Genomic DNA, 13,128 nt, shown 5'->3' with positions numbered 1-13,128 from the left:
TGGACTAGAAGTAACAATATAATGGCAAAACCGAATAAAAAAGGCCCCACCAAAACGGTCGATATTTTTTGCAGCCAATGTAAAGCCCCTTTGTTTAAGTATCGTAAAGGTGGCAAAGGCGCTTTAGTGAAATGTTTTATCGAACGCATCAGCCAAGATTTCACCAAAGCCCGCTGTATTTGTCCACAATGTGAACGCCCCTTCGCACGTGAAACAATCATCCGCGGCGCCCCCGCGTATAAAATGATCGGCGGCAAAGTTACGTTTAAGTAATTATTTAATTTGATATTTCATTCATGTTTTATTCATTTAATCACCTTTTTGGCTGATTGTACCTATATTTAATGTGTATATAATTGTTACTAGGACGTAACTATAGTTAAATTAAAGGACTAAAATGAAGCCCGCCTTTTTATTAATTCACTGCTTTACTGCGATATTAAGCATTTATTCTTGTTTAGTTATCGCTCAACAAGACTTTGAACAAGCTTATGCACCAGTTAATGTATCTGGTATCACTATTTTTGTGCCCATCGAGTTATACCCAGATACTACAACTTATCTAACTATTAAAGAGACACCAACTGAATATTGGCTGCAATGGACAAAAAATTCCGATAGTAATTATTATATTATTGAGCATTACATTAATGGTAGTTGGCAGTTAGTTGCGAGCAATATTGTAAGTAATGAATACCGTGCTGATAAAATTTTAGGTAATAAATTCAGAGTGAAAGGGTGCCATCAGTATGGTTGCGCAGGCTGGACGAATATTAATAATGTAAACACGTCACCACTACATATTACCTCTTTTTCTACTAATAAAAGTAAAGTTGCTCAAGGTGAGCGAGTTGTTGTTTCTTGGAATGTTGAAGGGGCGAGTGAAGTCAATTTAAAAGTAAATGGGACACATTATAAGGCGTTACCATTTACTGGCAGTAAAGCGATAACAGCTTATAACTATAGTTCATTTGAGTTATCGGCAGTGGGTTTTGGCAGCACTAAAAAACAAAAAACGGCTGTAGTAGTGAATAAGCCACAAGTAATTAAAGAAGTCGAGTTAAGCGGATACCTACAACCACTTATGAACCTTGGACTAGATATTGTTGAAAGAGCAATTGTAACAAGTGGTAGTTTTACTTATGTCCCTACCCAAGATGGATTTTTACACAAAGTAAATAACCAATCAAAAATTATTTGGAGTAAAAACCTTAATGGTGTAATTGCTAATAAGCCTGTAATTAGCAATGGTTATTTGTACTATAGCGTCAGTTTAATGAATGGCAGTGGTAAAATATGCAAAACCTATATGCATTCAGCAGAGTCTCAGTGCAAAACTACTGGGGGCAAGGTTATTGCAAGCCCTGTTATTAAGCAGAATAGTAATAGTACGTTACCACCAGACGATCAAACATTTTCTATCTCTAATTATTTTTCAGGCAGTTCAAATAATAGTCTACTGAGTGTCAGTACAACGGGTTTAGTTGCTGAGTACAGCCTTGAAACATTAACGGTAAAAAACCAATTTATACTCCCGGGTGATTATCGCAATAACCCAATATTATCTGATGCAAAACTTTCAAAACAAAACGAACTGCTGCTGCGCACAGCGCCCAATCAAGTCACTGCTTTTTTAATACCTTCTTCAGGCTCAGGTGGCGGTGATGGCATCTTTTCAAGCGTACAACGTTTTTTTACAACTGGCAGCGATGATACTCAAAATACTGAGCCGCAAGTGTTAGATATTGCTTGGCAGAAGGAGTTGTAAGATGTCTAAATTATTATTTTTTGTTTTCTATACTTTATTATTTCTACTTTCTACATATGCTAACGCTTACACTGCTTCACCAAATGTTAGAACATTGCCAAATAAAATTATTCTAGTAGGTAATGACGTTCGTATTAGTGTTCCGAAACCGAGTTTGTGGCACAACGAAAGTTATCTTGGAATAGGCTATGTAAATATAAATAATTTTTTATATCAGCGTAGTGTAACTGATTTGGTAATTGCAGATGAATATGTGATTTTCAAAAATCTGCCTGTAGGTGTTAATTCCATATTAATTAAAACAGCAGTCAGAGAGCATGGCTCTGGTGATCCTTACGATCAAGATGTTGGTGGTGTTTACCCCACGCATCATGTTTTTAATATCGAGGTTAAAAGACTAACACGTCCTCAGATTACTTTAAAATCGAATCTAAATGTGTCGATAGAGCCTTTAAAAAATGCAATAATAAATTTTTCTGCATCTGATGCTGGTAATGATTTAAAAAGCTTAATAATAAAGCAACATACAGCTAATGGTCAGATCAAAGATGTCAAAACCTGTACTTCAGGTTTTAGTAACTGTAGTTTTTCATTCCAAGGAACTGCACTTGGTGAACATACATTCACCGCAGTTGCTGAAGATAGCTTTGGTATAAAAAGCACATCTAGTCCTACGGCAACAGTGAATGTAGTTGAGAAAAACACACCGCCTGAAGTTACTCTAATTTCAGATAAGAAATTAGTTAATTCTGGCAGTAGTATAAAATTCACATTAACTGCAAAAGATAATGATAAACAAAATATTAATCAAATAAAATCATTTAACTTTTGCGTTGGCAGCACCTGTAATCCGGTCTCTTATTATCAATCAACATGTGCTACTACTGGTACTAATCTTAGTTGTAGTTTTAATTTAAGAGTCTCCAGCAACACCACTTTTAAAGCAGTCGCAACTGATAGCAGCGCCTCTGTATTTAAAGAACTTAAAGATATCGTTCTAAACGATACACCAACAGTTTCTGTTAAAACCAGTAATGCAAGCCCTTTTATTGATGAAGCATTTACTATTGAATCAACAGCAAACGATGCGCAAGGTTTAAACACATATCAAATATGTGAATACCCAGCGGGGACTATACCTAGCTCGCCAACAAAATGCAGCGGCTCCAAGTTGCTTAAAACATGTGATGTAAGTTCATCCGTTTGTCGCTTTGCTATTAGTAAAAATACGGCAAGTACCTATAGTTATTATATTTATGCCGAAGACATACACGGCTTAAAACAACACACAAATGTAGCGGTAAATGTATTAGCGCCATTTGGTGTGAGGTTAGAGCAATTACCGACTACGCTAACACTTAATAACGCAGTTACTTTAACAGCAAAAGTTGGTGCGCTCACAAGTCAAGCTAATGCTCTGAAATCGCTGAAACTCTTAGTTAATGGCACAGTTCAAACTGTTACGATTACCCCTGGCCTAAGTAGCCCGCAACCTCTGCCTACTAAAAATAGCGATCATAAAGCGTTTAGCCTAACTTGGACACCTAAAACAGCAGGTGACATATCTGTGCAACTAGTTGCTACTGATACTGCCGGGAAATCTAAAACCAGTGCAACAGTGACAGGTAAGGTTACATTGCCTAAACCTGGCGTTCCAAAGGTAACTGTCGGCGCGCAAACTGCTGGCCAATATACAGTACATATCGAACCAGTAAGTCATGCACAAAGTTATACACTTTATGAAGATGGGAAAATTGTTGGTCATTATTCAAGCCAAAGTCCAGATGTACGGATTACCAAAGGTCACAATCTACACAATAAAAAATTTACCTACTGCGCGAGTGCTCATAATGAGGATAATGGTAATCTGCAAAGCAGCCCTGTAGGCACGGGTGAACAATGTGAATCAATAAAAATAAATAATCAAGAACCAACCCCTAATTCACCAACTTTTGCTGCACACAATTTACAACAAAGTGGTCCCTATAGAGTTAGTTGGCAAAATAATGATGATGGCTTAACAAGTTATTATAAGTTGGAAAGGTGGCAGGGTACTGCAGCGGATTCTCAAACTGCGACTAAAACTGTTATTCAGTCTATGGGAGTATTATATAAAGATATTTACGATCTAAAGTTAGGTAATTACACTTATCAATTATCTGCTTGTAATAGCCAAGACCTATGTACGTTAGGGCAGCAACTTACCTTTAATCATATACCCGCCTATATACAGCAAGCTGAACTTAATAGCAGCTGCGGTAGTAATTGCTTAAAAATAAAGGGCCTTGGTTTTAACTCTAAAAGTATGAAACTAGCTGTACGACTACGTAATACAGCGGAGGTTTTTAATTACTCGCTATCTAGCGCTCAGCTGAGTTATATAGATGACTATAACTTGCAATTTAAAGCACCACCACGAGTAATTGAAGGCCTAAACAATGGTGGTTTATATTTAGAGCTAAGTAACGGTGTATCCGGTGCAGAGAAAGGCTCAATTATTATAGACAATACGGGTGCTAATGCTGGTTTTGACATGATTTTACATGCACCAGTGGTAAGTTCTACTGGGTCAATTTACTTAGGCAGTGGTAATGATATATACGGCCTCAATGCATCAGGGCAAGAGCGTTGGAAAGTTGCAACAGGTGGCCAAGTCGTTGCTATGCCATTGTTAACCACTAAAAACGGCCGCGACAATATCGTTGTCGGCTCTTTTGATCACAAGGTGTACTCATTAAATCATGATGGTGTTGAGCAGTGGGTAACGCAAACCCGTGGACCTATAAAAGCCGCCGCGCAAATCGATCAACATAACAATATTTATGTTGGCTCTATGGATCACGCTTTGTATTCGCTTGAGCAAAACACGGGCGCCGTACAGTGGCAATATATTTTAACCAGTGGCATTACTCAGCAACCAGTAGTATCGGCTAATAATAAAATTTATGTTACAACCGAAGATCAACAACTGCATATTATCGATAGAGCGAGTGTCAGCCTCAACGCATTAAAATGGGACGATATTGACAGTTCATTGATTAAAAACTTATTAAATAATGAGCCTGATGGTTGGCAGCCATCACAACAAAGCCAAAATATTATTCAAATAACAAAGCTATTTTATGCGCTGTTACAGCGTGCGCCAACAAAAGCAGAGTTAACTTTTTTTGCTTACGCACAGCAATTAGGCATAGAAAATATTGAACTGATCAATGCATTTTTAAATTCAGATGAAGGCTTAGTTAATTTACCGCTAGCAGATAGTAACAGTGTATTTATTAATAAACTTTATACTTTATTGTTTGCGGCCAATAACCCTGTAGTAAAAAGCAAAACAAAAGCGCAGTGGTTAGCGCAGCTAAACCAAGGGCTAACACGCGCAGCTCTAATCGATGAGCTTATTTTTTCAGCAGCTCGCTTTGATATTATTGCCAATAATACGGTTTATTATTTCTATGACTTTTGTTTGAGCTCACGTAATTGCAAATACGATACGGACTCTGACGGCGATAACTTATCAGATGAAGTTGAAATTCTATTAGGGCAAAATCCACTCGATCCGCGTGATGGCTTAAGTGATAAACCAAGCTTGAACTATACTGAAATTGGTTTAGGCCAATATGAACTAAACTTTAACCACCCAGCAGCAACTACATTTTATGAGTTAAGCCAGTCATATAACGCACAAAGTGAGTGGTTATTAGCCTCGGTAACTAACAATCGTTATGCTGTAGATTTGGCTAATGGCGAATATCAATTTTGGGCTGAAGCTTGTATTGAAGTAACGCTTAAAACTGGCGAACTTAAAAAGCAATGTTCAGAGCGTTCCGATCCTGCAACAATTTTAGTAACCACTAGCGTGCAAGAAGCAGCCATTAATGTGGCCTTAAATGAGTCAGTTGCTGAAAAAAATTGGCCAAGTATAGATGTGCTTAACACATCAGCATCATTTTCACCGACTTTAGGCAGCTTTAGAGTCACCGAAAATGGCTCTGCTAATTATACGGTGCCAATTGCTTTACCCAGTGGTATTGCCGGTGTGCAACCTGAAGTGGCGCTTACTTATGATTCGCAAACACCAGAGACATCAGTCGGACTTGGTTGGGGTATAAGTGCAGGTTCTGCCATTAGTCGCTGTCGCCAAACCGTTGCGCAAGATGGTCAGTTTTCGGGGTTAACATTTACTGAGTCAGATCGTTATTGTTTAGATGGTCAACGTCTTATTTTACTCGATGATAGCTATGCTGAAGGCGAAGTCGGCGCTACGTATAAAACCGAAATAGACAGCCAGCTACTAATTACAATTGCAAACAGTACAACGGGTAGCAAAAAAATGTTTGTTGTTGAAGGTAAAGACGGCAGTAAAAAATACTACGGCGGAACGATAAACTCAGAAGTGGCAATTGCAGAAGACAAAGTACTGACATGGAATATTCGTAGAATTTACGACAACTTAGAAAACGACGGCACAGCCATTAACTTTATCTATACAAACACAAATTTCAACAATACAGCTGATTTAGGAGCTGGCGAAAAAGCGCTAGCACAAATTAGTTACAGTGGTAACCGCGTAGTTTTTGAATATCAAGCAGGTGATATTCGCAGTCAAGCATACGTAAATGGTAGTGAATTTACGGCTCGCGCTCAACTTGATGATATTAAAGTCTATAACCACAATGGAGATCTGCTTTTTAATTACAATTTAACCTTTGAAAATGCTGCGAACGGAGTTCGATTACTGAAATCTATAGCACAGTGCTCAGGCTATGTGTGTAAAAAGCCCATTGAGTTTGAGTACAACGAATTTAATAACAGCTTAAACTTTGAAGCTTATCAAACTGTATTTCATACTAGTTCAGGCAATAAGTTAGCTGCAGTGACACAAATTGATACACAAGGCGATGGTAAACCTGAACTTGCAACGCTTGAGCGTGTTGATGGTAAAGAATACTTATTATGTTTGAACTTCACTGATGGCACTAATTCAGACGTATGTAAAACAATTCATCGTTATGATGGCGCTGATATTGTGCAAATGATGGCAGTTGATCCAAATAATGATGGCAAGCAGTCTTTATGGATAAACACACGCGATAAACACTCACGTGATAGCGATTACTACTGGAGCCAATACACTTTTAATGAAGTTAATAACGCAATAGATTACAGCTCACTTGCATTAACGGGTACAGATAGATATATGACCGATATTAGGCTCGGAGACCTCGATGGCGATGGTTTTGCCGATATTATTCATAAAAGAGGCAGTGATGATGAAATGCTCTATGCTCGCTTCTGGCAACAAGATAGCCAAAGCTATTCTGAAAAACAGGGACTAGGTGTTACTTCTCAATATAATGAGCGGATTAATCGAACCACAACTAATCAGCGTAATCTTGTTGAGGACGATACGCCATGGTACATGTTAGATCTAAACTTTGATGGCTTAGCTGATATACTCACACTAGGTTGTAGCAGCAATAAGTGTGATGGCAATACCGAAGTAGACCGTATTTTAGCCTTTATAAATACCGATGGTGGCTCTGAGTTAGAGCAGGTGATTATTCACAACGGTAAGGCTAAGCACTTACAACCGAATGATTTTAATGGTGATGGTTTAGTTGACTTATTATTTTACGACACCAGCAGTGAGCAGTGGAAAGTATTGCTCAATACTGGAACGCAAGATCTTCAATTTAGCCAAGCATTAAGCTTAAGTAATATGAGCGAGCATATTGCACCGCTTAGTATTGATATCGACCGTGATGGTAAACTCGAACTGTTCTTTAAAGAAGACGATACAAGCTCATGGACTGCTTATCAGTGGAATCCTGTTATAAAGTCATTCAATCGCAATGCAAACCTAGCCTTTACAACATATGGTATTAATTATGAAAAAGGTGACTATGCGTATTTCACCGATCATAACCATGATGCCGTGCCCGATATTTTCTTTAAAAGTGGCAATCGAGTTCAGGTTAAGTACAACCTAAACGAAGTATTCAGCCAAGGTATGCTACGCGAAGTGAGCCAAGGCTATGGCAGTAAAACAGTTATAGACTATGGCTTAATGTCTGATCCGCAGCTGTATTCTAAATATGATTTAGAACTTGCTGAACAATACCCGACTGCGAGTGAGAACATAGTTTCAGCTGCGGATAGGCTGCTATATAACGATCAAAACTTGAATGTCACAGATCTTATTGGCTCATCACCGTTAGTAAAAGCAGTAACAACTGACAGTCCAAGTACCTTGTCACCCAGCGATACTTTATCGGTAAACTATCGCTATGCAGGTGCTAGATTGCAATTTGGTGGACGTGGTTGGCTGGGCTTTAGAAAGCTCACTACCGAAACTGAAAAAGACGGCTACACGTTTGAAACCAATACCTATTACCGCCAAGCATTTCCATTTATAGGTATGCCTGATAAAACCGAAAAATATATGGTCTCAGGTAGCAGCCGAACATTATTAAGCTCTGCGGCTAATAGCTATACCAATGTAGCGTCAGTTAATGCAAATAGTTTAACCAGTTATCAAGTGTATAACGCCAATACTAAAGAATGTTCTGCACGTATTGATACAGACTTAACCGTGAGTGGTTATAACTGTACCGTTACGACCACAGTGCAAGATGAACATGCCAATGTTTCTGAATTAACAGTAAATAAATACGAGCAAAGCACTGGATTCTTGGATTCGATTAATACTAACGAGTCATTGTCATCTGTTACTACAGTAAATAGTTATGGCACAAGTGATTACGATAAACGTTTTGGCCGTTTAAAAGAAACCACGGTTACTCACAGTCAAGGTGAACTTACGCCAGTCATCCGTAATACTGAATTTACTTATTACCCAAGTAACCACCAAAATAAAGGGATGCTTAAAGATGAAATTGTGATGCCGCAAGGTGGTTGTGATAGCTACCTTAAAACAACCCATAGCTATGATGCACTAGGTAATGAAACTGCAATACAAACAGCAAACTTACCAAGTTGTGATAACGTAGCTGGGCAAACGCATCAAACGCGCAGTAAAAGCTCAATCTTTGATAGTGAAGGGCGCTACGCAGTATCTACTGCTAACGATTTATTTACCGAGCAAACAGTCAATAGCCGTAATAAATTTGGTCAGCCAACAGCTGTAACCGATGTTAATGGCACCAAAGCGTACTTTCAATATGATGCGTTTGGCAGCAAAGTATCAAGTTATAGTGCCACTGGCGCGCAAACTAGCACGTATATGAGTACCTGTGATAGCAGTAATTGTGTGGCACAAATTAATAAACTAGTTAATGGTGAATTGGTTGAAAAGCAATACATTGATAAAGCAGGGCGCACAACGGCAGCAAGTAAAATCACTGTATTGGGGGATTGGTTAACAGCCTATACTCAGTATGACAAACACGGCCGCTCACTGAGCCAAACATCACCTGGTATGCAGGCAATTACCAGCAGCTATGATGTGTTTGACAGACCAACACAAATTGACGATCCCAATTCAAACATTACCACCACTTATGAACTCAATGGCTTAGAGGAAACTGTCACCTTAACGGGCGATATTCCAGAAGGCACGCAAGTTAAAACCACGCTTAGTAATGCGCTTGGCCAAACAGCTTCTGTGACCGATAACGCCGGTAATGTATTAACCTATACCTATGATGTACTGGGTAATTTAGAAACCGTTCATTCATCAGCCGATCAGCAAATATTATCAACAATTACCTACGACGTTTTAGGTCGTAAAAAATCAATGGCTGATAAAGACCGTGGAAACTGGCGCTATACTTACACAGCCTTTGGTGAGCTTAAAACGCAAACCGATGCACGGGGTGTTGTTACAACTAATAGCTATGACATTCTTGGCCGTAAAACAAAGCAAACAGTCACCGGTGAGCAAACCAGTCAATGGCTGTTTGGCACCGGTAATAACGTTCATCGGTTAATGCAAGAGAGTATTGGTAATGAATGGCAAAAGAATTACTACTACGATAACTTTGGTCGCGCGGTAGCCAGTTTAACTAATGTTGAAAGTGCCCTAAATTGTACCAGTATGGTGAACTTTAATCGCCGTAGTAACGATTTACGTTATACAGATACGCGCCTTAACGACCCACTCACTAGTCGTTGTGTAATACAGCAAACCAACTACGATGAGTTTGGCAGACCACTGCTTAGTTTTGATGATTACCGTCGAGATGCTAGCGGTAAGTATAGCGAGGCACGCGGCATACATACCACGTATCAAAACGGCCAAGTACTTAAGCGCCAAGAAGCCCGCGAAGGCACAAGCTTGGGTCGTGTGTATTACCAAGTCAATGCCCTCAACGACCGTGGTCAAGTAACAGGTTACAATAAAGGTCAAGAGTTGATGACCGTAAGCTACGACGATGCAGGCCATGTAGCGGGTATTAGTACTGGCACTGACTATATTCAAGCAGATACGTATAGCTTTGATGGTATGGGCAATTTAACCTCACGTCATTTAACGGCGTCGCAACAACAAACCTTTGCTTACGATAACCTTAACCGTGTTACTACGGTCGATGGTCAAGTTGTTTATAGCTACGCTGATAACGGTAATTTAGAGCGTAAAGACGATTGGGAGCAGCGCTATAACGAAACGACAAACTCACCGATTCATGGCATAACCAGTCGCAGTAAAGGCAGCATGACCGAAACCTTTGGTTATGATAAAAACGGTAACCAAACATGGGCGAAGAAAAACGGCACTAATTGGCGTACTGTTACCTACAGCGGCCGTAATAAAGCCACTGAAATTAGTATTAATGGTAAATCAGCCTACTTTAACTATGATGCCAATAACCGCCGTTATAAACGCGTAGACGCTGAGCAAACAATTTATTATGTGGGCGCTTTAGAACTGACGGTTAATCACACCGTGAATGACCAATACATCAAACGCTATATTGGTAACGACGCCATGCAAACCTATTATGCCGCGGGCAATGCCAGCATAAAATGGCTGTTTACCGACCATCAAGGCTCCATTACTGCCATTACTGATGGCAGTTTTAAACTGTTAAAACGCTTTGCTTACGATGTATTTGGTCAACAATCAGAGATTGCTCCGACTGCACTTGAAGCACAGCTTTACTATGCCCAGCAAAGTAACTTAAGTGCCTTTAACGCTATCGCCAGCAATACCCGTGGCTACACTGGCCACGAACAAGTGATGCTTGATGGTGATAACCGCGTGATCCATATGAATGGCCGTATCTACGACGCCGGCACCGGCCGAATGATGCAAGCCGATCCCGTAGTACAAGCACCGAGTAATTTACAAAACTACAACGCATATAGTTATGTGTTGAATAATCCATTGAGTTATACCGATCCGAGCGGGTATTTCTTTAAAGCTTTAGGGAAATTTGTTAAGAAATATTGGCGAGTGATAGTTGCGGCGGTAGCAACTTATTTTACCGCTGGATTAGCCTCAGGTTGGGCTACTAGCTGGGCTATTAGTGCTGGAATGACTACTTCCGTTACTATGGCAGGTGTGACAGGGACAATGTTATCGGCAACAGGAAGTATATTCGTCGGAGCTGTTTCTGGTGCGATAGCAGGTGCTGTTGGTGGTGCTGTGGCATCTGGTACTTTAAAAGGAGCAATGTCTGGTGCTTTTTCTGGGGCTGCCTTTGGCGCAATAGGCGGTAGCTTTAAAGCATATGGTATTGAGAATACAGGTACTCAAATGGCAGTTCATGCAGCCGCTGGTGGGATCATATCTGATGTTCAAGGAGGGAATTTCGGTCATGGATTTATTACCGCTGGTATAATGAAAGGAATAGGAAAAGTAAATACTAATAACTCACCGAGCCGTGTCATTCTCCAAGCTCTTGCTGGAGGGACAGTTTCAAAAATAACAGGTGGTAAATTTGCTAACGGAGCCGTAACTAGTGCTATTCAATTTGTAGTGAATGAATTAAAAAATTATGAGTGGAACCCTAAAAAACAAATCATGGAAGACTTAGGTAGTCAAATCGCTGCTAAAGATTCTGATGGTAATTTGATATACAACCCTGATGGTACTATAAACACTAGATATCCTGGTTCAGGTGGGCAAGCAGATATAAGTTTTTGGGGGGAAGATTCTGCGAAAAAAGTAAATTGCTCAGCAATGCAAATTTGTTTAGATGAAGCAGCTAAGAAAGTGTGGACACCAATTGGTATATCTAGCCCCAAACCTAGATTTACTCTGAAAAATGAAATGACTGTAATAGATTTTCCAACTATGAAGTTACAAGGAACAGGTTGGTATCTATCAAATGGATTTGCGCCATCCATAGTAAGTGCTTCATTTACGTATTACCGAGCGGCAGCAGCATGCTCAATTAGTGAAAAGGTGGTTGTTGGATGCGGAGGATAAAGTTTGTACTTTTTATTAATTTGTTATTTTATTGTAATGCTACTTTTGGGGCTGCTCAAGATATCATTTATATTGATTTATTAACACAAGCTAAAGAAGATAAGGTGAAAGTTACGGAGCTTTATATAGATAATTTACCGTTGATTGCCCATTATTTTCTTTATACTAATGAGCTTAATAACAAGGTCTTGGATCTTTATGATGAGCTTAAAGGAAATTACAATACGCCTACACCATATGCACAAGGTTTATGTCAGCTTCAAGCTTACAAAAAAATTACAATATTACTTAGTAAAGGTTATATATTAGAGTTCGATAGAGTTGACTCCCTAGATTGCTTTGAGTGGGCTGTTGCTTATATAGATACTCATTTATTTCAGCTTTTATTACCTTACAGTAATAGGCAAATGAAAAGTTATTTAACAAAGTTATTGGAAAATGAAATTACAGAAATAACTGAATTTAAAACATTTGTTGAAAGATCTACTCCAAGACGTTTTTTTGAAAAAAATAAAAAAAATGTTCTCTACAAATCATTAGGAACGGATATAAAAAATAGTATCCTAAATTCATATTATGTAGAGGGGTTTGACTTTTTTTTGAGAAAAATGAAAGGCCTAGACAGAATAGATATAAGTTTCATTCTAGACTTAAACATAAAGTTTTGTGAGTCAATGACCGCTGAGCAATATGTAAAATTTGTAGAGTCTGCATCTCAAGGGAGACTCATAATTTACGAAACAATATTAAATAATTGTTCTAATAATTTAATAAATAAAAGTGAATATGGAAGAGCTAGAGAAATATACGAGGTCGTAGGGATCTCGAAAGAAAAAATCGACAACTTGAAGATAAAACTTGAATCGAAGAGAGATAAAATCAAGACATGGTTGAAGTCAAAAAGTTAATGGGCTCACTCATAAGAACAAATAAATAGGTGTAAAGAAAGCCAAAAATAAATAGG

4 protein-coding genes are annotated in these 13,128 nt (G+C 38.9%); all 4 read left to right on the top strand.

Going from position 1 to position 13,128, the window contains the following annotated elements; genetic code table 11:
* Positions 1-21: 21 nt before the first annotated feature.
* Entirely contained in the window at positions 22-273 is a 252-nt protein-coding gene (locus A7968_RS03190; RefSeq protein WP_064665109.1) for a hypothetical protein, read from the top strand.
* 124 nt (positions 274-397) lie between these two features.
* Positions 398-1,768, top strand: a complete 1,371-nt coding sequence (locus A7968_RS03185) for a hypothetical protein (RefSeq protein ID WP_227008944.1) — start codon at positions 398-400, stop codon at positions 1,766-1,768.
* 1 nt (position 1,769) lies between these two features.
* Positions 1,770-12,164: an FG-GAP-like repeat-containing protein gene (locus A7968_RS03180; RefSeq protein WP_064665108.1), complete on the top strand. Its 10,395-nt coding sequence runs from the start codon at positions 1,770-1,772 to the stop codon at positions 12,162-12,164.
* Positions 12,152-13,072 (top strand): hypothetical protein, encoded by a 921-nt coding sequence (locus A7968_RS03175; RefSeq protein WP_064665107.1) that lies wholly within the window; start codon positions 12,152-12,154, stop codon positions 13,070-13,072. Before A7968_RS03180 ends, A7968_RS03175 begins: the two co-directional genes overlap by 13 nt.
* Positions 13,073-13,128: the final 56 nt, after the last annotated feature.

Source organism: Pseudoalteromonas prydzensis (genome assembly GCF_001661495.1).
Lineage (GTDB): Bacteria > Pseudomonadota > Gammaproteobacteria > Enterobacterales > Alteromonadaceae > Pseudoalteromonas > Pseudoalteromonas prydzensis.
Note: the sequence above shows the minus strand (reverse complement) of the source record. Positions and strands in the feature narration are given on the sequence as shown.

What these genes read in the sequence shown, in the direction of transcription:
- A7968_RS03180 (WP_064665108.1), top strand. Translation starts at nt 1,770, where the DNA reads ATGTCTAAATTATTATTTTTTGTTTTCTATACTTTATTATTTCTACTT.
- A7968_RS03175 (WP_064665107.1), top strand. Translation starts at nt 12,152, where the DNA reads ATGCGGAGGATAAAGTTTGTACTTTTTATTAATTTGTTATTTTATTGT.
- A7968_RS03190 (WP_064665109.1), top strand. Translation starts at nt 22, where the DNA reads ATGGCAAAACCGAATAAAAAAGGCCCCACCAAAACGGTCGATATTTTT.
- A7968_RS03185 (WP_227008944.1), top strand. Translation starts at nt 398, where the DNA reads ATGAAGCCCGCCTTTTTATTAATTCACTGCTTTACTGCGATATTAAGC.